Genomic DNA, 21659 nt, shown 5'->3' on the forward strand with positions numbered 1-21659 from the left:
AAGGATCAGATCCCCGGCACCTCGCCGGGCTTCGGCACCGCAGCGTCGGCGGATGGCGAGCACTATCCGTATCTGTTCCCCGCGGCGGCCAGTTACTGGTCGCAGGCCGGCGGCGCGGTCGAGTTCGCGCGCCAGCGCCTGGGCGGCGACCTGAAGGGCAAGAAGATCGCCTACCTGTTCTTCGACAATCCAGCCGGCCGTGAGGGCCTGCCCGTCGTCCGCAAGCTGGCGGAGATGGAAGGCTTCGACCTGCAGGAGTTCCCGGTCCCCTCGCCCGGCATCGAGATGGACAACCAGGCGCGCGACATCGCCCGCCGGTTCCGGGCCGATTTCGTGATAACTCACCTGTTCGGGCGCGCGCCGTCGGTGTCGATGCAGGCGCTGCGCCGCGCCGGCTACCCGCTGGAGCAGGTCGTGTCCTTCGTCTGGGGCCAGTCCGAAGCTGATGTGGAGGCCGGCGGCGGCTATGCCGCCAATGTCGGCTATAACGGCATCCAGTTCGCCGGGGTCGGCGACGACTTCGAAGTCCGCCGCGAGATCGAGGCCATGTACAAGGACCGGGGGCAGGATCTTCCGGCCACCTTCAACTCGACGGTGTTCTACAACCGCGGCCTGCTGATCGGCGCATTGCATATCGAGGCGGTCCGCAATGCCGTCAAGGCCAATGGCGGCGGCGCCGATATCACCGGAACCCAGGTCCGCGACGGCTTCCGGGCCATCAAGGACTTCTCGCTGGGCGGTCTGGTGCCCCCGCTGAATCTTGCGGGCGGCGACCATGAGGGCGGCGGCTGGGTCCGTGTCTTCACGATCACCGAGAACGGCTTCGAACCGAAGACGGACTGGTTCAAGGGCTACCGCGACGTCGTCTTCGAGATGATCAAGGAAGAAGCCGCGAAGTCCAACTGAACCGACGGATTCGCGACAGATTGGGTCGGGCCGGCATCTGCCGGTCCGGCCCTTTTCGTTGCGCCCGGCGGACCCTAGCCGTCGACCGCCTGGCGGATGCCGGCCGCTATCGTCTCCGGCGAGGCCTGACCGTTGAAGATGGCGATATTGTCGCCGTCCGGACCCATCAGGAAGATGAAGTTGGAGTGATCCATCAGGTAGTATTCGTCGTCCCTGTTCACCGGCGCGTAGAAGACCCGGTAGGCCCTGGCCATGGCCGCGGTCTGTTCGTCGGTGCCCCGCAGACCGACCATGCGCGGATGGAAGGCCTCCACATAGGCCGCCATCTCCTGCTGGCCGTCGCGGGCGGGGTCGATGGTGACGAAGACCGGCAGAACCTTCTCACCGGCTTCGCCGGCCAGGTCGAGGGCCACGGCCATGTCCTGAAGTTCGGTGGGGCAGACGTCCGGGCAGAAGGTGTAGCCGAAATAGATCAGCGCATGACGGCCCTGCAGCATCGCTTCCGTGACCTCGCGGCCGCGGTGGTCGGTCATGGTGAAGGGCCCGCCGATCTCGACGCCCTTCGTGACGTTGACGGCCCCGGCGACGCGCTCTCCGCTCCGGCTCTGCCAGACGATGATGGCGGAGATGCCGATGACGGCGGCGATCACCAGCACGATGAGTGCGAAGATGTGATGGCGTTGCATACGGAAACGATTACGCCGCCTCTCCGCAGGGTTCCGCGTGGCATGCGGTCGCATCGCCGCTAAGCTGGGACCACGACAGCGACAACGGGAGGAAGACATGCGGCTGGAAGGCAAGACCGCGCTGGTCACCGGCGCGGGTTCGGGGTTCGGCGAAGGTATCGCGCGGCGCTTCGCCGAGGAAGGCGCGCGCGTGCTGGTGGTCGATATCGACGCCGAGGCCGCCGGCCGGGTGGCGGACGCGATCGGACCCGCTGCGGAAGCGGTCGTTGCGGACGTTGCGGACGGCGACAGCGTGCGCAGGCTGTTCGAGCGCGCGGACGCGATCTTCGACGGCCGCCTTGACTGCCTCGTCTGCAATGCCGGCGTGCCACAGCGCAACCGGCCGATGTGGGAGATCGACGAGGCGACCTTCGACCGGATCTACGCCGTCAACGTGAAGAGCCTCTACCACGCGGCCCGGCACGGCCTGGACCTGATGAAGGCGAATGGCGGCTCGATCATCGTCACGTCGTCGACCGCCGCGGTCCGCCCCCGCCCCGGCCTCACCTGGTACAACGGTTCCAAGGGCGCGGCGACGGTCATCGCCAAGTCCATGGCGCTGGAACTTGTGCCGATGAAGATCCGGGTCAACGCCATTCATCCGGTGATCGGCGACACGGGCATGGCGGCCGAGTTCATGGGCGGCGAGGACACGCCGGAGATCAGGGAAAAGTTCGTGTCGACGGTGCCGCTGGGGCGGATGAGCACGCCGCTCGACATCGCCAATGCCTGCCTTTTCCTCGCCTCCGACGATGCGGTCTTCATCACCGGAACCTGCATCGAGGTCGATGGCGGGCGCTGCGTCTGACCGCCGCCGGCGGCTGTCTAACCGCCCAGTTCACGGGAGAGAGCCGCTGCCGTCGCCGGCCTGCCGAGCAGGAAGCCCTGAGCGAGATCACAACCGGCTTCCTGCAGGAACGCGCGCTGCTGCTCTGTCTCGACGCCCTCGGCCACGACGGTCATGTCAAGGTCGTGCGCCAGACGTACGGCGTTGGCGACGATCGCCCGCGAGCGAGCGTTGTCGCGCAGTCCGCTGATGAACGACCTGTCGATCTTCAGTGTGTCGAAGGGCAGCCTGTGGAGATGGGTGAAGGAGCTGAACCCGGCCCCGAAATCGTCCATCGCGAGGCGAAATCCGGCTGCGCCAAGGGCGCGAATGCCTTCTTCCGCCGCCGGATGATCCAGCGGCGCGGTTTCCGTCACTTCCAGATGGAGGCATTCGGGCGCGATCCCATGGGCGTTCAGCACCCCGGCGCACTGGGCGACGATATCGGACTTTGACAGCTGGATCACCGACAGGTTCACAGCCACGAACATCGACCTTCCGGCACCAGTTCGTTGCCACGCCGCCAACGAGTCGAGTGCCTGTTCCAGCATCCAGGCGCCCGGTGCATGGATCGATCCGGTCCGTTCGCTGACGGGGATGAACTCCGCCGGTTCGATGCGGCCATGCTCGGCATGGGTCCAGCGCATCAGCGCCTCGGCCCCGGCAATGACGCCATCGCTCAGGCGGCGCACCGGCTGGAAAACCGGCGAAAGTTCGCCGCGGTCCAGCGCGTGTCGGAAATCGTTTGCCAGGCTGAAGTTCATGGCGTTCGTCCCCGGTCCTTGGAACCTGCCCGGTCGGGGCCCGGCCGGCACGCCTTTCTGGGCGATGATGCTCTCACGCCGGTTGAATGATACTTCAAATACACTCTCGCCACGATATTTCCTTCGGAGGGGGTGGCATGTGAGCCGCGTATGGCCGTTCCGGCTGGCCCGGCACGAGCGTCAGGCGCTTGCATTCCGGAGCGGCGGCCACATCTAGAAAATGTCTTGCGGACCCGGCGCCGACCGCAGCCGGGTCCGCGCGATCGCGGAGGTCGAACATGGGCCCGTTCTCCTTCTGGCACTGGCTCGTCGTCGCCATCATCGCTGGCGGCCTGGCCGGTTATGTCCTGCTCCGGAGTGCCGACCGTGTCCGCGGCCGGAGCCGCCCTGACGGCGGCGCCGGGATGCGCTGGACGTGGTTTCGCGTCCCCGGCCTGATCTGCCTCGCCATCGCGGGCCTGGGCGTCGTCGCCGGCGCCGTGCTGCTCATCCATGACCATATGGGGGCGGCCTGATATTCCGACCAGATCGACGTTTCGATTCTCAACAGAATGGAGAGCCATGCCATGCGTCCTGCGTTCGTGTCCGCTGCGGCGATCGCCGTCGCCAGCCTGTTCGTCCTGCCGCCCGCGGGCGGCGCCGCCGCCCAGCAGCAATGCGCCGAGCCCCTTGAGCGGCAGTACGACGCGTTCAGCGCCGGCGGCGATGTTCTGGGCAAGGTGATCGCGAACGTGACCAATGAGGATGGCGAGCCGCTGACCTGGGTACTGGAAACCGAGGGGCCGGTCTTCGGCCTGGGCGGACGCAAGGCAGCGTTGCCCGGCGACGCCGTGGAGATCGCAGCGGGGCGCGCGCTGGTCCGCATCCGCGACGAGTCGGCGCTGGAGCAGTTCCCCACCTACGCCTGCTGAACCGGTTCCCGAACCGGGCCGGCGGATCACCCCGCCTCGTTCGCGTCGATGATCCGGGACTCGAGCCGGCCGGCCCGGCCGGGCCGCTCCAGGCGCACGCGCGGCCACCATTCGGGATGGTTCTCGCGTATCCAGTCCCCCATGCGTTCGGCCAGCCGGACCTCCATCATCCAGGCATCCGACGGATTGGCCGCGGTCGCGTAGAAGTTGACGGTCTGCGCATGCTCGGTCTGCCCCTCGACCGCGACGAGCAGCAACCCGTCCTCCATGGCGTCCTCGTCCCGGGCGACCAGTTTCTCGAACACGTCGCGCAGGTCGGCCGGCCGCGCCGCCTGATCGAGTTCGATCGCAAAGCTGCGCACGGTGGTGGAATCGATCATCGTCCAGTTCTCGAAGGGCCGCGACAGGAAGTATTTCACCGGCACGATCAGCCGCCGCTCGTCCCAGGTTTTCAGCACGATATAGGTGTAGAAGATCGATTCGACGTGCGACCAGCGATCCTCGTAGAGCACGCTGTCGCCGATGCGGATGGGTTTGGCGATGGCGACCTGCAGGCTCGCCAGGATGTTGCCGAGAATGCTCTGCCCGGCAATGCCCAGAATGACGGTCGCCACGCCCGCGGACGCCAGCAGCGACATGCCGAAGCTCTCGAAGAGCTGCAGTTTGTGAAGCAGCAGGACCGAACCGAGGACGAAGGCGACCAGCAGCACGAAACGGCGCAGGCCGTAGACATTGGTGTACAGATGCCGCCGCGCGGAATCGTCCGTGCCGTCGATTTCGCCGACATATCGCTCCGTCACCACCTCCAGCGTGGCGTCGATCGTCCTGACTACGGCAAGGGTCAGGCTGAAGATCACCAGGGCCCAGAGCAACGGATAGAGGAACAGGGTCACGGCGCTCGAGAATGACAGCGCCCAGTCGACCCCGATCAGCAGCGCCACGCTGACGAGACCGATCGCAAGCGGCGTGCGCGCCTCGTCCGAAGCGCGGCTGATCCATCCGATATGCGAATTCGCGCTCGTCCGCCCGATCACCGCCCGCAGGACCATCACCGCCGCCAGGGAAGCCAGGAACAGGACCGGCAGGGCGATCAGTTCCCACGCGCGGACGCTGGCCGTCACCGACTCCCTGAGCGGCGCCGGCAGGCTGCGTTCGAACCAGGTGGGCCCGAAGGCGGCGTTCAACTGCGGAACCATCCCGACGGTCTTGCGGCTGAATACCCAGACCGGTTCGGTATCGGCCGGCCCGATCCGGTTCAGACGGATGGGAACCGAACGGTTGTCGAGCATGAGCGAACCGAGCCTGATGCTCCGGCGCTGCTTGCCGGCGAAGGGATGGTCGGTCGACAGGCTTTCGTCCAGACCGTCCGGCCGGGTCGGCACGTCCTGCCAGTCGATCACGACGCGCCGCTCGATCACTTCGTAGAGCATGCGCGCCAGCTCGGCGCCGCGCCGGCGCTGACGGTCCGCTTCGACGCCGTTCAGGTTCAGGGCGTGAGCGGCCGCGCCGAACATGCGGCGGTCGGCGAGATCGAGAAAGGTTTCGAGCGTGCCCCGGGGCGTCTCGCGCACGAAATCCTCAGGCGGCGCGCCGAGGCCCGCATTGAGCCGCTGGGCTTCGAAGACGGTCGGCTCCGGTTCCTGGGCCGCCAGCGGCAGCGCGCAGACGAACACGATGGCCATGGCGAACAGCCGGCCCGGTGCGCTGCGGACGATCGACACGCGCTCCTCCATGCGATGCAGGCGGTGGACTGGCGACCTGGCGCCGCCGCGATCCGGGGCATTTGGGAACTGGCGCGCGAATGTCGACCCCCGGGTCGATGCCGCGGGCCCGAACAGAAGGAAGGGAATATTGGTGAGCCCGACAGGATTCGAACCTGTGACCCGCTGATTAAAAGTCAGCTGCTCTACCAACTGAGCTACGGGCCCACCGGGGCTGTGCGGCGCGCCGGACAGCGGCGCGGAACCTAGGCCGCGGTCCGCCGGCGGTCAAGACGCGGCCGCGGTCAGAGCGGCGCGATGTCGCCCTGCGCCAGTTCGCGGCGGAACGCCGCGGCGAAATCCGCGAACGCGCCGGCGAGGATCGCCGCCCTCATCCCGCGCATCAGTTCCTGATAGTAATGCAGGTTGTGCCAGGTCAGCAGCATGGCGGCGAGGATCTCCTTCGCCTTCACCAGGTGATGCAGATAGGCGCGGCTGTAGTCGCGGCAGGCCGGGCAGCCGCAGGCCTCGTCTAGCGGGCGCGGATCGTCGCGATGGCGGCTGTTGCGGATGTTGACCGTGCCGCGGCGGGTGAAGGCCTGTCCGTTCCGGCCCGAGCGTGTCGGTGCGACGCAATCGAACATGTCGACGCCGCGTTCGACGCCGCCGACCAGGTCGTCCGGCTTGCCGACGCCCATGAGATAGCGTGGCCGATCGGCGGGAAGCGCCGGCGCGGTGAAGTCCAGCACCCGAAACATTTCCGGCTGCCCCTCGCCCACCGCCAGGCCGCCGATGGCGTAACCCTCGAAGTCGATCGCGGTGAGCGCCTCGACCGATTCCCCGCGCAGATCCTCGAATGTGCCGCCCTGGACGATGCCGAACTGTCCGTAGCCCTCGCGGCGGCGGAAGGCCGTGCGGCAGCGCTCGGCCCAGCGCATGGACAGGCGCATGGACCGGGCGGCCGCCTCGTGGCTTGCCGGGTACTCGGTGCACTCGTCGAAGGCCATGGTGATCGTGGCGTCCAGCAGATCCTGGATTTCGGTCGAGCCCTCCGGCGTGAGGCGGACTTTCGCGCCATCGATATGGCTGGCGAAGGTCACGCCGTCCTCGTCCAGCTTGCGCAGCCCCGCCAGCGACATGACCTGGAAGCCGCCCGAGTCCGTCAGGATCGGTCCGGGCCAGTTCATGAAGCGGTGCAGACCGCCCAGCGCGGCGACCCGCTCCGCGCCCGGCCGGAGCATCAGATGGTAGGTGTTGCCCAGGATAATGGACGCGCCGGTCGCCTTCACCGATTCGGGCAGCATCGCCTTGACCGTCCCCGCCGTACCGACCGGCATGAAGACCGGCGTCTCGACGGGACCGTGGGCGGTCTCCAGCCGGCCCGCCCGGGCCCGGCCATCCTGCGCCTCCAGGCGGAAGCCGAAGGCGCTCATGGCTCGACCCGGTGCAGCAGGCAGGCGTCGCCGTATGAATAGAAACGGTAGTCCCGCTCGATTGCTTCGGCATAGGCCGCCTTCATGCGTTCGAGGCCCGAGAAGGCCGAAACCAGCATGAAGAGCGTCGAACGCGGCAGGTGGAAATTGGTCAGCAGCATGTCGGCGGTCCGGAATCGGTGCCCGGGGGTGATAAAGATGTCCGTCGCCCCTGAAAAGGCCCGGATGTCGCCGGCCGCATCGACCGCGCTCTCCAGCAGCCGGAGCGACGTCGTGCCGACGGCGACGATGCGTCCGCCGGCGGCGCGGCCCCGGTTCAGCGCCTCGGCCGTTGTGGCGGCGATCTCCCCGACCTCCGCGTGCATGCGGTGATCGGCGGTATCGTCGGCCTTCACCGGCAGAAAGGTGCCCGCCCCGACATGCAGGGTCAGCCGGTGGACGGCAATGTCCCGCGCGGCCAGTTCCGTGAACAGGGCCTCGGTCAGGTGCAGGCCGGCGGTCGGGGCGGCGACGGCGCCCGGCCTGTCGGCCATGACGGTCTGGTAATCGGAGAAATCCCGGACATCCACCGGGCGCTTCGAGGCGATATAGGGCGGCAGCGGCATCTCACCGGCGGCGTGCAGCGCCTGAAACAGGGCGTCGTCGGCCCGGTCGAAGCGCAGCACCACCTCCCCGCCGTCGCGCCTCTCCACCACCTCGGCGGACAGGGCGCCGCCGAATTCGATCCGGTCGCCGGGACGAAGCCGCTTCGCCGGGCGGGCAAAGGCGGCCCAGGTGCGCCCGTCGATCCGCATGTGCAGCGTCGCCTCGACCTTCGCTTCGCCGCGGCGGCCTTTCAGCCGCGCCGGAATCACGCGTGTGTCGTTGACCACCAGCATGTCGCCGGGGCGCAGCAGACCGGGCAGATCCGCGATGCGGAAATGCCCGAGACCCGCCGCGCGCACCTCCAGCAGGCGCGCGCTCTCGCGCGGCTCGGCAGGGCGCAGGGCGATGCGATCGGACGGGAGATCGAAATCGAAGAGGTCGACTTTCAAATGCTTCCCGTCCCGCCTCCTCTAGCGGCTTTCGATCTTGTTCGAGAGCCGTTTGGCCACGGCGGGCGAAAGGAACGGCTTCACGTCGCCGCCCAGCGTGCCGATCTCCTTGATCAGCTTGGATGCGATGAACTGGTGGCTGTCGGAAGCCATCAGGAAGACCGTCTCGATGTCGGCGTTCAGCCTGAGGTTCATGCCGACCATCTGCATTTCGTATTCGAAGTCCGAGACGGCGCGCAGGCCGCGGATGATGGCGCGGGCGCCGACCTCCTCGGCGAAATGCATCAGCAGCCCCTCGAAGGGCCGCACCTCGACCTGGCCCTCGAAACCGGCGACTTCCTGTTCGACCATCTCGACACGCTCCTCCAGCGTGAAGAGCGGTCCCTTGCCGGCGTTGATGGCGACGCCGATTACCAGCCGGTCCATCAGCCGCGCGGCGCGCCGGATGATGTCGAAATGGCCGAGATGTATCGGATCGAATGTGCCGGGATAGAGCCCGACGATTTCACGGTTCATGCTGGTTTGCCCCTCCCCAAGAGCGCCGGCGATCAGGCGTCCTCCCCGCCTTCTGCATCGCCGTCCTCATCCTCGTTGTCGCCGTCGGCATCCTCGTCCGACAGGCGGGTGACAGAAACGACGCGTTCCCCCTCGCCGACGTCGAGCAGCGTCACGCCCTGGGTATTCCGCCCGGCGATCCTGATTTCGTCAACCCGGATACGGATCAGCTTGCCGCCATTGGTCACCAGCATGAGCTGATCGCTGTCCTCGACCGGTCCGGAGGTCACCACCTCGCCATTGCGCTCGCCCGTGACGATGTTGACAATGCCCTGCCCGCCCCGATTGGTGACACGGTACTCGTAGGCGGAGCTGCGTTTGCCGTAACCGTTCTCGGTGATCGAGACGATGAACTGCTCGGCGGCGCCGAGCTCGGCCAGACGCCCGGAATCCAGCGAGACTTCTTCCTCATCGCTTTCCACTGGCAGATCAGGTGCTTCCGGCTCGATGTTCTGACCGCGTCTGAGCATATTGGCGTGTTTCAGATAGGCCCTGGCCTCCGGTGTGCTGGTGTCGACGTGCCGCAGGATGCTCATGGAGATCACCCGGTCGCCCCGGGCCAGCCGCACGCCGCGCACGCCGGTGGAGTCGCGGCCCTTGAAGACGCGGACGTCGCCGACGCGGAAACGAATGCACTTGCCGCCGGCCATCGCCACCAGGACGTCCTCGTCCTCGGTGCAGAGCCGCACGTTGACGATGTAGTCGCCCGGATCGAGCTTCATCGCGATCTTGCCGTTCGACATCACGTTGGCGAAGTCGGACAGCAGGTTGCGCCGGACATTGCCCGAGCGCGTGGCGAACATCAGCTGGTAGTTCTCCCAGCTTTCCTCTTCCTCGGGCAGCGGCAGCAGCGTCTGGATCACCTCGCCCTGCTCCAGCGGCAGCAGGTTCTGCATCGCCCGGCCCCGCGCATTGGGCTGAGCCATGGGGATGCGGTAGGCCTTCATCTTGTAGACCTTGCCGGCCGACGAGAAGAACAGCACCGGCGTGTGGGTGTTGACCACGTAGACCTTGGCGACGAAATCCTCGTCGCGCGTCGACATGCCCGCACGGCCCTTGCCGCCGCGCCGCTGCACCCGGTAGGTGGAGAGCGGCACGCGCTTGATGTAGCCCTTGTGGCTGACGGTGACGACCATGTCCTCGCGCTGGATGAGCGCTTCGTCGTCCTGCTCGAATTCCAGATCCTCGATCGCCGTGCGCCGGTCGTTGGCGAACCGTTCGCGGGTTTCGAGCAGCTCGGCGCGCAGGATATCCATCAGCCTCGGCCGGCTGGACAGGATGTCGAGATAGTCGGCGATCTTCTCGCCCAGACCTTCCAGTTCGCTGCCGATCTCGTCCTTGCCCAGTGCGGTGAGGCGATGCAGGCGCAGGTCCAGGATGGCGCGCGCCTGGCCTTCGGAAAGACGGTAGCGGCCCTCGACCACCTTGTGGGTCGGGTCGTCGATCAGTTCGACCAGGGCGCGCACGTCCTCGGCCGGCCAGTCCCTGCCCATGATCTCCGCCCGGGCAGTCGCCGGATCGGGCGCGGCGCGGATGATGCGGATCATCTCGTCGATATTGGCGACCGCGATGGCCAGGCCCACCAGCACGTGAGCGCGGTCGCGGGCCTTGCCCAGCAGATGACGCGTCCGCCGGGTTATGACTTGCTGACGGAACTGGACGAATGCGTCGATCATGTCGCGCAGGTTCATCACCTCGGGCCGTCCGCCCCGCAGCGCCAGGCTGTTGACGGCGAAGCTCGATTGCAGCGGGGAGAAGCGGTAGAGCTGATTGAGCACCACTTCGGGCGTCGCGTCGCGTTTCAGCTCGACCACCACGCGCACGCCGTCGCGGTCGGATTCGTCGCGCAGTTCCGCGATGCCCTCGATACGTTTGGCCTTCACCGCCTCGGAAATGCGGATCAGCATGGCCGCCTTGTTGACCTGATAGGGGATCTCCGTGGCGACGATGGCGTAGCGGTCCTTGCGGATCTCCTCGATTTCGACCTTGCCGCGCACGATGACGGAGCCCTTGCCCGTCAGCAGGGCGGCGCGGAGGCCGGCCCGGCCGAGAATGATGCCGCCGGTCGGAAAATCGGGGCCCTGGACGTACTGCAGCAGGTCCTCGGCGGTCAGCGCCGGGTTCTCCGCCAGCGCCAGACAGGCGTCGATGACTTCGCCCAGGTTGTGCGGCGGGATGTTGGTGGCCATGCCGACGGCGATGCCGCCGGCCCCGTTGACCAGCAGGTTCGGGATACGCGCCGGCAGGACGGACGGTTCCTCGGTGGTGTTGTCGTAGTTCTCGGTGAAGTCCACCGTGTCGAGGTCGATGTCCTCCAGCATCGCCTCGCCCGCCTTGTCGAGGCGGATCTCGGTGTAGCGCATGGCCGCCGGCGGATCGTTGTCCATGGAGCCGAAATTGCCCTGCCCGTCCAGCAGCGGCAGACGCATGGAGAAGTCCTGCGCCATGCGGACCATGGCGTCGTAGATCGCGCTGTCGCCGTGCGGATGGTACTTGCCCATGACGTCGCCGACGACGCGGGCCGACTTCCGGTACGGCTTGTCGGAGGTGTAGCCGTTCTCGTTCATCGAGAACAGGATGCGCCGGTGCACCGGCTTCAGTCCGTCGCGCACGTCGGGCAGCGCGCGGCTGACGATCACGCTCATGGCGTAGTCCAGATAGGACTGGCGCATCTCGTCTTCGATGGAGATCGGAGAAATGTCGGTCGGCGGCTCCGGCGGAGCCGGTGGGGTCTCGTCGTTATCGGCCAATTGGATGCGTCTCCGTCCCTGTCCGGATCATGCGCGGGAGACGCCTTTCCGGCGCCTGCCGCAACGTCATCGTGACCATCACGAAACGTCAGGGAATCAGTTAGATAGATACTTTCTTTACATAGCCCGAATGAGCGCGCGGGGCAAGCCGTGCGGGGCAAATTTGCCGCTTTCAGGCGGCGTCCACCGCGCGTGTCCCGCCAGGAAGCTGAAGGGCGTCCATCAGCGCCCGCAACTCCTGTCTGGCCGCGACGTGGGACATGGTCACGTCGACGCCGGAATCGCTCTCCATGACGTCCAGCAAGGTGAGTCCGTCCAGGAAGAGTTCCCGGTAGATCACCCGCTCCGACAGGCCGGGCGCGACGCGATAGCCGACGCGGCTGGCCAGGCGGTCGAGCACGTCACCCACACGGCGCTTGTTGCGGGCGTCGAGCTGGCTCAGCCGGTTGCGCAGCACCACCCAGTCGACGGAACCGCGGTCGCGCAGCATGCGGCGCTTGCGCTCCTCCCAGACCGTCTCGGCGTAGCGGCTGGGCCGGCGGATCTCGAAGCTCTGCGGGTCGACGTCGGCCAGGTTGTCGAGGTCGACGAAACTGTCGTTCAGCGGGGTGACCAGCGTGTCGGCGAAATTGTGGGCCAGGCGGCTGAGCGGCGTGTCATGGCCGGGGCAGTCGATGACCACGTAGTCGCTGGCCGGGGCCAGTTCGCCCAGCACGCCGAGCAACCGCTCCCGGTCGGCCGCACCGTCATCCGTGCTCTCCACGACCTCGAAGCGCGGCATTTCCAGGTCGAGCGCGAGCCGTGCGGCCGTGCCCCGGCGGTTGGCGAAATAACGGCTGAGCGTGCCCTGCCGCGCATCGAGATCGACCGCGCCGACGGTGTGGCCGGCCTTGAGCAGGGAAACGATGATGTGCATGGCGGTGGTGGACTTGCCAGTACCGCCCTTCTCGTTGCCGACGACGATGGCATGTGCGGATGCGGACATGGGTGACGCGAATCCCTCCAGAAACGACACCCTCTCCTTCTATGCGTCCGGGCTTCAATCCGCCAGATGACGGATCGGCGCGTCCGGATAAAAGGCGTGATAGGCGAACGCGAAATCGACGCCATGGGCGACGTCGGCGCCGTCCCGGATGACCGTCACATTGCCCACGTCGCGGCTTTCGGCGATGACATTGGCGTCGAGGGCGGAGAACTGCCCCGGCGTCCAGCGGATGACCGTGCCGTCGTCCAGCCGCACCTCGCCCTTCGTCCGCACCAGTTCCAGCGTCCAGGCCCCGCGTTCCCCCAGGGACACGACCCGCATGAGCGGCGGTACGCCGTCGGGCATCTCGCCCTGCCAGAACCAGGGCTGGCCCAGCGTGTCGTAGCCGACATACGGGTTCTGGCCATAGTTCCGGCGGTAGCGGCCGCCGGGCACCAGGACCTGGCCGCCGGGCGCGCGTTCGCGGAAGCGGGCGAAGGATTCGACCCGCGAGGGGATGACCTCCAGCCGCGCGCCGGTCAGTTCGCCGACGATCGCCTCCCCCAGGAACTGCTGCCACCAGCTTTCGGTCTGGCGGTCCCACATCACAAGGTCGGAATTGCGCAACTTGCCTGTGGTGCCGAAATCCAGCACCCGCTCGCCCAGCCGCCGGTCGAAGACGATGGCGGCGTTGCACAGCGGGCAGAAGGTCACGGCGACGGGGACGCCGGCGATCTCGTCATTGACGATCTCATGCCACATCAGGACCGAGAGAGGATAGGCTTTCGCCTCGCCGTCGACGATCAGGCCCATCACGGGCTGCGCGTCCTCCAGCCCCTCGATCTCTCCGACCGGGCGGAATTCCGGTTCGTCGATCGGTGGAATGCCGTCCTTCGAGGGACCGCCCGACTTGATCTCGTCGAAATCGACCGACCGTTTCGAGAAGTCGGTGTCGGGCCATTCGGACTGCCAGTAGCGGATGTACTGCTCGTCCGTCTGGGCCGCCGCCTGGGCGAACGACCCGGCCATCAGCAGGACGGCGATGATCCAGCGCATGCGTGCCTCCCCTGTGCGTCGGGCGATGCTAGCGAGAGGCGCGGAACACCGGCGACACACAAGGCCGTGACGGTTTCCGTGACCGGCTCAGGAATCGGATTGGCGGACCGGCGCCCATTGGCCTAGGACTCGAGAGCGTTCCTGGGGAGGAGAACAATGGACGAGACGGCAAGGAATATGGTCGAGCGGCTGGAGGCCGCCGCCGACTATCGGGAGACCGAATGGCGGGGCCTGCGGACGGCCTGGCGGTGCTTCGGCGAGGGCCGTCCCGTGGTCCTGCTGCACGGCGATTTCGGATCGTGGACGCATTTCGTCCACAACATCGAGGCGCTTTCGGCACGGTTCCGCGTTCTGGCCGCCGACATGCCGGGCTACGGACGCTCGGACACGCCGCCCGAACCGCATCTGCCGGACCGCCTGGCGCCGCCGCTGGCGGCGGGCGTCGATGAACTGCTCGGGCCGGACGCCGAACTGGATATCGTCGGCTTCTCCTATGGCGGCATCGTCGCCGGGCATCTGGCGGCGATGCTGGGCGCCCGTGTCGGCCGGCTGCTTCTCAGCGGACCGGGCGGCTTCGGCATGCGGAGCGGACCGTCGCCCGGCGTCGATCTGAAGGGTGTGCGCGAAGGCATGTCGGAAGCCGAGATCGACGCCGTCCACCGCCACAATCTGGGCCGGCTGATGATCGCCGACCCCGCGTGCGTGGACGATCTGGCGGTCCGCATCCAGCGTGAGAACATCGCCGCCGCCCGCGTCCGCTGCGGCAAGATCCCCGACACGACGGCGCTGCTGGACGCCCTGCCCCGGGTCCGGGCGCGCCTGTCGGGCATCTGGGGCGGCGCGGACGCCTTCTCCGATCCGGAACGCCTTGCCGGACAGATGGCGGCGCTGCGCCGCTTCGACCCGGACATGGATTTCCAGGTGGTGCCGGGCGCCGGGCATTGGCTGTTCTACGAAGCGTCCGGAACGGCGAACAAGTGGCTGCTGCAGACGCTCGAAGATTCTCCCGGCGTGTAATCGGACCATCCACGCGTGACGAAACCGGCGAATTTCCGCCATGCGGCAGCGCGACATCTGCGCAACAAGATTTCGCACGGCGACCGCTGCAAGTAACCGCCGGGTCCATTTGGCGCCGGACGCGAAAGCATTCGTGCTTTGTTTGGGACTCTCCGTCGCGTGAGTTGAAAATTAACCCTGTTGTGCTGAATTCGGGAACCAGAAACCAGCGATCTTACGCGAGGTCACCATGTCGGTCTTCGGTTCGGAACACTTTGACGACCATGAGGAAGTGGTCTTCTGCCGGGATGCGGAAACGGGGCTGAACGCGATCATTGCGGTCCACGACACCACGCTCGGCGCGGGTCTGGGCGGTTGCCGTTTCTGGCCCTACGCCAGCGAAGACGAGGCCGTGGCGGACGTTCTGCGCCTTTCCCGCGGCATGACCTACAAGGCGGCCCTGGCGGGCACCGGCCGCGGCGGCGGCAAGTCGGTGATCATCGGCGATCCGGCGAAGCTGCGTTCGCCCGGATTGTTCCGGGCGATGGGCCGTTTCGTCGAGAAGCTGGGCGGCAGCTACATCATCGCCGAGGACGTGGGCACGTCACCGGACGACATGGCCCATGTCCGCGAGACCACGCGCCATGTCGCGGGTCTTGCCGGCCTGTCGGGCGATCCCTCCCCGGCAACGGCCCATGGCGTCTTCGTCGGCATCCGCGCCGCGCTGAAGCATTGCCGCGGGAATGACAGCCTCGCCGGCGTGCGGGTCGCGGTGCAGGGTCTCGGCCATGTCGGCTGGGATCTCTGCCGTCAGCTGCACGAGGCGGGCGCGAAGCTGCTCGTCGCCGACATCCGCGACGGGGTCTGCGAACGCGCCACGAAGGCGTTCGGCGCCGAGGCCGTTGCCGCGGACCGCATCCATGCCGTGGAGGCGGATGTCTTCGCACCATGCGCCCTGGGCGCCGGCCTCAACGACCGGACCATTCCGGTGCTGAAGGCCAGAATCGTGGCCGGCTCCGCCAACAACCAGCTCGCCGAGGACCGCCACGGCGACATGCTGGCCGAGCGCGGCGTGCTCTACGCGCCGGACTATGTCATCAACGCCGGCGGGGTCATCAACATCACCCATGAAGGCCCGGACTACGACCGGGAGACCGCCATGCGTCATGTCGCGACCATCGGCGACACCCTGGCCGATCTGTTCGCCCGGGCCGAGGCCGAGGACGTCGCCACGCACCGCATGGCCGACCGCATGGCGCGCGAGATCATCTCGAAAGCGCGCGAAAAGGCACGCCTCCTGGCGGCCTAGCCGACTCCGATTTCCCGCAGCTTCGCCCTGAGTTCGGGCGGCAGATCGTCGGCCCCGGAACCGGCGGCGAGGTCGGGTGGCGCGTCCTTCGCCTCCAGATAGCGCCAGCCCTGATGCGGTCGCCGCGCCCATGGCTCCGTGCGGATCAGTTGCGGATCGAAGACGAGGCCGCACTTCGCGCCCTCGTCCGTCTCGACCCTCTCCAGTCCGACAATACGCTGCCGTACCCGGATGGCGCCCGCGATGATCCAGTAGATGGAGCCGCCTGCCAGCACCTCCGCGTCGCGCCGCGGCCGGTTCCGGGTGAGGTGGCGCAGTGTCTCGCCGCGCGCCAGCCGCGCCTTCTGAAAGACCTCGAGCTGTTCCACGCTCTCGACGCCGACGCAGAGTTTCAGCAGATGCACGACCGGCTCAGCCATCCGGCAATCCCAGCACTTCCCACCACAGCAGGTCCAGCGGCAGCAGCACCAGCAGCGTCACCGCCGCCAGCGCCAGCACCGCGCGTACGGCCTTCGCCATCGGCACGCCGGCGAGCTGCAGCGCCACCACGACCGGCGGCACCTGGTAGGGCAGGATGACGGTCGAATAGGCCAGCACCTGGGTCATCAGCACGGTCCGGACCGGCAGCCCCGTGGCGCCGGCCAGTTCGTCGGCCAGTGGCGTCCAGACCGCCGGCACGGTCGGCGCCGTGCCCAGGAAGCTGGTGAGTATCTGCGCGCCGGTCAGCGTGGCGATGTTCGCCGCGCCCGCGCCAGGGGTCAGGCCGGCCACCGTGAGGAAGGCGGCGGCCATCCGGTCGGCGAAGCCCGTGGAGGTCACGACCGCGCCCAGCGAGAGAACGCCGGCGATGTAGATAAGCGGTCGGATCTGCACGGCCTCCCCCAGCTTCTCGGTGGGGATCATGCCGATTCGCGGCAGCAGGCACAGCACGCCGCCGCCCAGCGCCACCCAGGCCGGCGAGACGCCATGGGCGAAGTCCGTCGCCCAGAGCGCCAGCGCCCCGGCAAGGATCAGCGCGAGCCGCCATTCCTCGCGGCTGGCGGGTCCGAGTTCCGCGTCCGCCGCCGGATCGGCCGGCATGCGGTCGGGGAACAGCGCCCGCACGACGACCACGATGGCGATCGCCTTGCAGAGCCCGAGCACCGGGAAATGCAGCAGCAGGAACTCGCCATAGTTCAGCTTCAGACCGTGGATCGTATCGGCCGCACCGGCGAGCACGAGGTTCGGCACGTTGGCAGGCAGGATGCCGAAGCCGGGTATGACCGCGCCGAGCGCCGCGGCGATGGCAATTCCGTTGCCGCCCCGGCTGCCCGGCGTGAACCCGAAGGCGGCTGCCAGACTGACGGCGACCGGAATCAGCAGCACAGCCCGGCCCGTCGCCGAGGGCATGAGGAAGGACAGCGCGAGCGCGACGCCGACGATGCCCACCAGCACGCCGGTGTAGGAGACCCCCATCCGCCGCGCCATGGAGCGGGCCAGCCGCGCGCCCAGACCCGTCTTACCGACCGCCGTGCCCAGGATCATGCCGCCGAACAGCAGCCAGAAGGCGCCGGCGGCGAAGCCGGAAAAGACCGCGGGCGCCTCGGCGATGCCGAAGACCATGGCGATGAGGAAGAAGATCAGCGCCGTCACGTATTCCGGCAGCGCGCCCGTGGCCCAGAACCCGACGGCGGCCAGAGCCAGGGCTCCGCCCATGGCGGCCTGCGTCGGCATCACCGCCGCGGGCAGCATCAGGATCGCCGCCGCTCCCAGCAGGAACGGCAGGACCAGCAGGTGGTTGAGACGCGGATTCACGCGCCGTTCAGCCGTCGCTCGCGCGCACCATGCGGCCCAGCGGCCGTCCGCCGAAGATGTGGACGTGGAAATGGAAGACGATCTGCCCGGCGACCTCGCCGTTGTTGGTGGTCAGGCGAAAGCCCTCCTCGCCGACGCCGCAGATTTCCGCCGTCTCCTTGACGGCCCGCCAGAAACCGGCCTGTTCCTCGGCTGTCGCCCTGGCCGTGAAATCGTTGAAATCGACATACTCGCCTTTCGGTACCACCAGAACATGGACCGGTGTCTTGGGCGCGATGTCGTCGAACGCCATGGCCCATTCCGTCTCGTGGCGCTTCGTGCACGGCAGGTCGCCGCGCAGGATCTTCGCGAAGATATTGTCCCTGTCATAGGCCACGACCACTTCCCTCCCGATATCCGCGAACCGGCCCGACTATTCCCCGCGGGCCGCCTTCTCGGCAAGCCCCGACACGCCCTCGCGCGCGGCCAGGGCTTCCAGCACTTCACCGGGCGTGATTCCCAGATGCGACCACAGGACAATGAGGTGAAAGAGCAGGTCCGCGCTTTCCTCGACGACCTTCTCACGTCCTTCCGAGACGGCGGCGAGTGCGGTCTCGACCCCTTCCTCGCCGACCTTCTGGGCGATCTTGCCGACACCCTTCGCGTGCAGCTTGGCGACATAGGAGGCCGACGGATCGGCACTCTTCCGTTCCTCGGCCACGGCATGAAGGCGATCGAGTATGTCGCTGTTGCGGTTCATTGCCCGGGCCCTTCCCTCGCGCCGGTCAGTCCGTCAGGTCCGACCAGAATTCCTTCACCTTGCCCAGGAACCCCTCCGATTCCGGATTGTTCGACTGGCTGTGCCCGTCGCCGGCCTTCTCGAACTCCTGCAGCAGTTCCTTCTGGCGCTTGGTGAGGTTCACCGGCACCTCGACCTGGGTCTGGATGTAGAGGTCGCCGAAGACGCCGCCGCGAAGCTGCGGCATGCCCTTGCCCTTGAGCCGGAACTGCCGGCCGTTCTGGGTGCCGGCGGGAATGTTCACCTTGGCCCGGCCCCCGTCGATAGTCGGCACCTCCACCGTGCCGCCGAGCGCGGCCGAGGTCATGGGGATCGGTACGCGGCAATGCAGATCGCGCCCGTCGCGGTCGAAGATCGGATGCGGCGCAATCGAAAGGAAGATGTAGAGATCGCCGGCCGGTCCGCCCCGGGCGCCGGCCGCGCCTTCGGCCGTCAGGCGGATCCGCGTGCCGTCCTCGACGCCGGCGGGAATGTTCACCGACAGGGTCTTGTCTTCGTGCATGACGCCGCGGCCGGAGCAGTCGTCGCACGGATCGGAAATGACCTGGCCCTGGCCGCCGCACTGCGGGCAGGTCCGCTCGATCATGAAGAAGCCCTGCTGCATGCGGACCCGGCCGGCGCCCTGGCAGGCGGTGCACTGTACCGGGGATGTTCCCGGCTTGGCGCCCGAACCGGCGCAGCTGCCGCACGCAACGGTCGTCGGCACGGTGATCTGCACCTGCTTGCCGATGAAGGCGTCGTCCAGCGTGATCTCCAGATTGTAACGCAGGTCGTCGCCGCGGGCCGGACCGCCCCGCGGACCGCGGCGGCCGCCCATGAACTCCCCGAACAGGTCGTCGAAGATGTCGGAGAAGGAATGCGCGAAGTCCGCGCCCGACTGCTGCCCGCCGAAGCCGCCGCCTTCGAACGCCGCGTGGCCGAACCGATCATAGGCCGCGCGCTTCTCCGGATCGCGCAGCACGTCATAGGCTTCGGAGAGTTCCTTGAACTTCTGCTCGGCATCCTGATCGCCCGGATTGCGGTCCGGGTGATACTGCATCGCCTTCTTGCGGTAGGCGCGCTTCAGTTCGCTCGCGTCGGTATCGCGGGCGACGCCAAGCATCTCGTAGTAGTCCGTCTTCGCCATCTAGTCGCCAGCCCCTCCCAGTGGTCCAGAATCGGGACGGCCCGCGAGGCGGGCCGTCCCTTTCGTCTGGAGTCGGTCAGGCCGACTTCTTCTTGTCGTCGTCGTCGTCGACTTCCTCGAAGTCCGCGTCGACGATGTCGTCATCCGCCTTGCCGGACTGGCCGCTCTCGCCGGCCTCGCCCTCCGGCGCGGATTCACCGGCTTCGGCCTGCTGCTTGTAGAGCTGCTCGCCCAGCTTCATGGAGATCTGGGAGAGCGCCTGGACCTTCTGTTCGATGGCCTCGGCGTCGTCGCCTTCCAGAGCCGAACGCAGTTCCTCGACGGCCTTCTCCACATTGGCCTTCTCTTCGGCCGGGACCTTGTCGCCAAGATCGGACAGCGTCTGTTCCGTGGCGTGGATCAGGCTTTCGCCCTGGTTCCGCGCCTCGGCGACCTTGCGACGCTTCTCGTCCGCCTCACGGTTGGCCTCGGCGTCCTTGACCATCTGCTCGATGTCGTCGTCGGAGAGGCCGCCTGAAGCCTGGATACGGATCGCCTGTTCCTTGTTGGTCGCCTTGTCCTTGGCCGAGACGTTGACGATGCCGTTGGCGTCGATGTCGAAGGTGACCTCGATCTGCGGCACGCCACGGGGCGCCGACGGGATGCCGACCAGATCGAACTGGCCCAGCATCTTGTTGTCGGCGGCCATCTCGCGCTCGCCCTGGAAGACCCGGATCGTCACCGCGGACTGGTTGTCCTCGGCGGTCGAGAAGACCTGGGACTTCTTGGTCGGGATCGTGGTGTTGCGGTCGATCAGCCGGGTGAACACGCCGCCCAGGGTCTCGATGCCCAGCGACAGCGGGGTCACATCCAGCAGCAGCACGTCCTTGACATCGCCCTGCAGCACGCCGGCCTGGATCGCTGCGCCGATCGCCACGACCTCGTCGGGGTTCACGCCGCGATGCGGCTCCCGCCCGAAGAACTCCTTCACCGTCTCGATGACCTTCGGCATGCGGGTCATGCCGCCGACCATGACGACCTCGTCGATGTCGCCGGCCTGCAGGCCCGCATCCTTCAGCGCCGCGCCGCAGGGACCGACGGTGCGCTTGACCAGTCCTTCGACCAGGCTTTCGAACTTGGCCCGGCTGAGCTTCATGGTCAGGTGCTTCGGCCCCGACTGGTCAGCGGTGATGTAGGGCAGGTTGATGTCGGTCTGGGTCGAGGACGACAGCTCGATCTTGGCCTTTTCCGCAGCCTCCTTGAGGCGCTGCAGGGCCAGCTTGTCGCTCCTGAGATCGATCGAGTTCTCCTTCTTGAACTCGTCGGCCAGGTAGTTGACGAGGGCCATGTCGAAGTCCTCGCCGCCCAGATAGGTGTCGCCGTTCGTCGAGCGCACCTCGAAGACGCCGTCGCCGATCTCGAGGATCGAGATGTCGAAGGTGCCGCCGCCCAGGTCATAGACCGCGATGGTCTTGCCGTCGCCGGACTTGTCCAGGCCATAGGCCAGCGCCGCCGCCGTCGGCTCGTTGATGATGCGCAGAACCTCCAGGCCGGCGATCTTGCCGGCATCCTTGGTGGCCTGACGCTGGGAATCGTTGAAATAGGCCGGGACGGTGATGACCGCCTTGTCGACCGTCTCGCCGAGATAGGATTCGGCGGTTTCCTTCATCTTCTGCAGGATGAAGGCGGAAATCTGCGACGGTGCGTACTGCTCGCCCCCCGCCTGGACCCAGGCGTCACCGCTGTCGGCCTTGACGATGTCATAGGGCGCGGTCTTCTGCATTTCCGCGACCACCGGATCGCCGTGCGGACGGCCGATCAGGCGCTTGATCGCGAACAGCGTATTGGACGGATTGGTCACCGCCTGCCGTTTCGCCGACTGGCCGACAAGACGTTCGCCATCCTCGGTGAACGCGACCATCGAGGGCGTGGTGCGCGCGCCCTCCACGTTCTCGATCACCTTGGCGTTCTTGCCCTCCATGACGGCCACGCAGGAGTTCGTGGTACCGAGATCGATCCCGATAACTTTAGACATTCATGCCTCTCATTTCTG

The 21659-nt window shown here is 67.3% G+C and carries 21 protein-coding genes and 1 tRNA gene; 6 read left to right on the plus strand and 16 right to left on the minus strand.

All coding sequences use genetic code 11. The features are described 5' to 3' along the window. Window positions 1–906 (plus strand): ABC transporter substrate-binding protein (locus CWC60_RS07930; RefSeq protein ID WP_109793463.1); only part of this gene is annotated, 906 nt, incomplete at its 5' end. A gap of 74 nt (window positions 907–980) precedes the next feature. Here CWC60_RS07930 and CWC60_RS07935 read toward each other — a convergent pair. Further along, the gene (locus CWC60_RS07935; protein ID WP_109793464.1) at window positions 981–1592 is read right to left on the minus strand and encodes an SCO family protein; all 612 of its coding nucleotides are present in this window, start codon (window positions 1590–1592) and stop codon (window positions 981–983) included. Window positions 1593–1689: 97 nt separating this feature from the next. Between CWC60_RS07935 and CWC60_RS07940 the strand changes: the two genes are divergently transcribed. Beyond that, window positions 1690–2439: a glucose 1-dehydrogenase gene (locus CWC60_RS07940; RefSeq protein ID WP_109793465.1), complete on the plus strand. Its 750-nt coding sequence runs from the start codon at window positions 1690–1692 to the stop codon at window positions 2437–2439. 17 nt (window positions 2440–2456) lie between these two features. Here the strand turns inward: CWC60_RS07940 and CWC60_RS07945 are convergent, their stop codons facing one another. Continuing rightward, window positions 2457–3221, minus strand: a complete 765-nt coding sequence (locus CWC60_RS07945; RefSeq protein ID WP_109793466.1) for a putative bifunctional diguanylate cyclase/phosphodiesterase — start codon at window positions 3219–3221, stop codon at window positions 2457–2459. 278 nt (window positions 3222–3499) lie between these two features. Between CWC60_RS07945 and CWC60_RS07950 the strand changes: the two genes are divergently transcribed. Further along, a complete protein-coding gene (locus CWC60_RS07950; protein ID WP_109793467.1) occupies window positions 3500–3736 on the plus strand; it encodes a Sec-independent protein translocase family protein in 237 nt (78 codons plus the stop codon). A 51-nt stretch (window positions 3737–3787) separates the two neighbouring features. Then, window positions 3788–4132: a hypothetical protein gene (locus CWC60_RS07955; RefSeq protein ID WP_109796361.1), complete on the plus strand. Its 345-nt coding sequence runs from the start codon at window positions 3788–3790 to the stop codon at window positions 4130–4132. A gap of 26 nt (window positions 4133–4158) precedes the next feature. Here CWC60_RS07955 and CWC60_RS07960 read toward each other — a convergent pair whose 3' ends face one another. The 8 genes from CWC60_RS07960 to CWC60_RS07995 form a co-directional block, all read right to left on the minus strand. After that, on the minus strand, window positions 4159–5853 hold the full coding sequence (locus CWC60_RS07960; RefSeq protein WP_109796362.1) for a mechanosensitive ion channel family protein: 1695 nt from the start codon (window positions 5851–5853) through the stop codon (window positions 4159–4161). 131 nt (window positions 5854–5984) lie between these two features. After that, window positions 5985–6060 (minus strand) — tRNA-Lys (locus CWC60_RS07965). 77 nt (window positions 6061–6137) lie between these two features. Next, window positions 6138–7265, minus strand: coding sequence for a tRNA guanosine(34) transglycosylase Tgt (gene tgt, locus CWC60_RS07970; RefSeq protein WP_109793470.1), 1128 nt, complete (start codon window positions 7263–7265; stop codon window positions 6138–6140). Beyond that, the gene (gene queA / locus CWC60_RS07975) at window positions 7262–8299 is read right to left on the minus strand and encodes a tRNA preQ1(34) S-adenosylmethionine ribosyltransferase-isomerase QueA (RefSeq protein WP_109793471.1); all 1038 of its coding nucleotides are present in this window, start codon (window positions 8297–8299) and stop codon (window positions 7262–7264) included. Before queA ends, tgt begins: the two co-directional genes overlap by 4 nt. A gap of 21 nt (window positions 8300–8320) precedes the next feature. Next, entirely contained in the window at window positions 8321–8815 is a 495-nt protein-coding gene (coaD, locus tag CWC60_RS07980; RefSeq protein ID WP_109793472.1) for a pantetheine-phosphate adenylyltransferase, read from the minus strand. Between the two features lie 32 nt (window positions 8816–8847). Then, a complete protein-coding gene (gyrA, locus tag CWC60_RS07985) occupies window positions 8848–11604 on the minus strand; it encodes a DNA gyrase subunit A (RefSeq protein WP_109793473.1) in 2757 nt (918 codons plus the stop codon). 172 nt (window positions 11605–11776) lie between these two features. After that, complete coding sequence (locus CWC60_RS07990; protein WP_109793474.1) at window positions 11777–12589, minus strand: division plane positioning ATPase MipZ; 813 nt, start codon at window positions 12587–12589, stop codon at window positions 11777–11779. A 54-nt stretch (window positions 12590–12643) separates the two neighbouring features. Beyond that, the gene (locus CWC60_RS07995; RefSeq protein ID WP_109793475.1) at window positions 12644–13624 is read right to left on the minus strand and encodes a DUF3179 domain-containing protein; all 981 of its coding nucleotides are present in this window, start codon (window positions 13622–13624) and stop codon (window positions 12644–12646) included. Between the two features lie 156 nt (window positions 13625–13780). Between CWC60_RS07995 and CWC60_RS08000 the strand changes: the two genes are divergently transcribed. After that, on the plus strand, window positions 13781–14641 hold the full coding sequence (locus CWC60_RS08000; protein ID WP_109793476.1) for an alpha/beta fold hydrolase: 861 nt from the start codon (window positions 13781–13783) through the stop codon (window positions 14639–14641). 229 nt (window positions 14642–14870) lie between these two features. Further along, window positions 14871–15929, plus strand: coding sequence for a Glu/Leu/Phe/Val dehydrogenase dimerization domain-containing protein (locus CWC60_RS08005; RefSeq protein ID WP_109793477.1), 1059 nt, complete (start codon window positions 14871–14873; stop codon window positions 15927–15929). On the opposite strand, the gene CWC60_RS08010 is transcribed toward CWC60_RS08005, so the two are convergent. From CWC60_RS08010 to dnaK, 6 genes are all read right to left on the minus strand, one after another. Then, window positions 15926–16348: a DUF1489 family protein gene (locus CWC60_RS08010; protein ID WP_109793478.1), complete on the minus strand. Its 423-nt coding sequence runs from the start codon at window positions 16346–16348 to the stop codon at window positions 15926–15928. The two genes, CWC60_RS08005 and CWC60_RS08010, sit on opposite strands and share 4 nt — an antisense overlap. After that, window positions 16341–17723, minus strand: a complete 1383-nt coding sequence (locus CWC60_RS08015) for an SLC13 family permease (RefSeq protein WP_109793479.1) — start codon at window positions 17721–17723, stop codon at window positions 16341–16343. Before CWC60_RS08015 ends, CWC60_RS08010 begins: the two co-directional genes overlap by 8 nt. A 7-nt stretch (window positions 17724–17730) precedes the next feature. Then, complete coding sequence (locus CWC60_RS08020; RefSeq protein WP_241147904.1) at window positions 17731–18099, minus strand: HIT domain-containing protein; 369 nt, start codon at window positions 18097–18099, stop codon at window positions 17731–17733. 36 nt (window positions 18100–18135) lie between these two features. After that, window positions 18136–18462 (minus strand): phosphoribosyl-ATP diphosphatase, encoded by a 327-nt coding sequence (locus CWC60_RS08025; protein ID WP_109793481.1) that lies wholly within the window; start codon window positions 18460–18462, stop codon window positions 18136–18138. A gap of 25 nt (window positions 18463–18487) precedes the next feature. After that, window positions 18488–19627, minus strand: coding sequence for a molecular chaperone DnaJ (gene dnaJ / locus CWC60_RS08030; protein WP_109793482.1), 1140 nt, complete (start codon window positions 19625–19627; stop codon window positions 18488–18490). Window positions 19628–19703: 76 nt separating this feature from the next. Beyond that, entirely contained in the window at window positions 19704–21641 is a 1938-nt protein-coding gene (gene dnaK / locus CWC60_RS08035; RefSeq protein WP_109793483.1) for a molecular chaperone DnaK, read from the minus strand. Window positions 21642–21659: the final 18 nt, after the last annotated feature.

It is taken from the genome of Minwuia thermotolerans, from assembly GCF_002924445.1.
GTDB lineage: Bacteria > Pseudomonadota > Alphaproteobacteria > Minwuiales > Minwuiaceae > Minwuia > Minwuia thermotolerans.

Bases quoted from the DNA above. Each gene is read 5' to 3' on its own strand.
- CWC60_RS08010 (WP_109793478.1), bottom strand. From the start codon at position 16,348: ATGGCTGAGCCGGTCGTGCATCTGCTGAAACTCTGCGTCGGCGTCGAG.
- CWC60_RS08025 (WP_109793481.1), bottom strand. From the start codon at position 18,462: ATGAACCGCAACAGCGACATACTCGATCGCCTTCATGCCGTGGCCGAG.
- CWC60_RS07935 (WP_109793464.1), bottom strand. From the start codon at position 1,592: ATGCAACGCCATCACATCTTCGCACTCATCGTGCTGGTGATCGCCGCC.
- CWC60_RS07990 (WP_109793474.1), bottom strand. From the start codon at position 12,589: ATGTCCGCATCCGCACATGCCATCGTCGTCGGCAACGAGAAGGGCGGT.
- CWC60_RS07950 (WP_109793467.1), top strand. From the start codon at position 3,500: ATGGGCCCGTTCTCCTTCTGGCACTGGCTCGTCGTCGCCATCATCGCT.
- tgt (WP_109793470.1), bottom strand. From the start codon at position 7,265: ATGAGCGCCTTCGGCTTCCGCCTGGAGGCGCAGGATGGCCGGGCCCGG.
- CWC60_RS07940 (WP_109793465.1), top strand. From the start codon at position 1,690: ATGCGGCTGGAAGGCAAGACCGCGCTGGTCACCGGCGCGGGTTCGGGG.
- CWC60_RS08005 (WP_109793477.1), top strand. From the start codon at position 14,871: ATGTCGGTCTTCGGTTCGGAACACTTTGACGACCATGAGGAAGTGGTC.
- CWC60_RS08000 (WP_109793476.1), top strand. From the start codon at position 13,781: ATGGACGAGACGGCAAGGAATATGGTCGAGCGGCTGGAGGCCGCCGCC.
- CWC60_RS07955 (WP_109796361.1), top strand. From the start codon at position 3,788: ATGCGTCCTGCGTTCGTGTCCGCTGCGGCGATCGCCGTCGCCAGCCTG.
- dnaK (WP_109793483.1), bottom strand. From the start codon at position 21,641: ATGTCTAAAGTTATCGGGATCGATCTCGGTACCACGAACTCCTGCGTG.
- coaD (WP_109793472.1), bottom strand. From the start codon at position 8,815: ATGAACCGTGAAATCGTCGGGCTCTATCCCGGCACATTCGATCCGATA.
- CWC60_RS07945 (WP_109793466.1), bottom strand. From the start codon at position 3,221: ATGAACTTCAGCCTGGCAAACGATTTCCGACACGCGCTGGACCGCGGC.
- dnaJ (WP_109793482.1), bottom strand. From the start codon at position 19,627: ATGGCGAAGACGGACTACTACGAGATGCTTGGCGTCGCCCGCGATACC.
- CWC60_RS07995 (WP_109793475.1), bottom strand. From the start codon at position 13,624: ATGCGCTGGATCATCGCCGTCCTGCTGATGGCCGGGTCGTTCGCCCAG.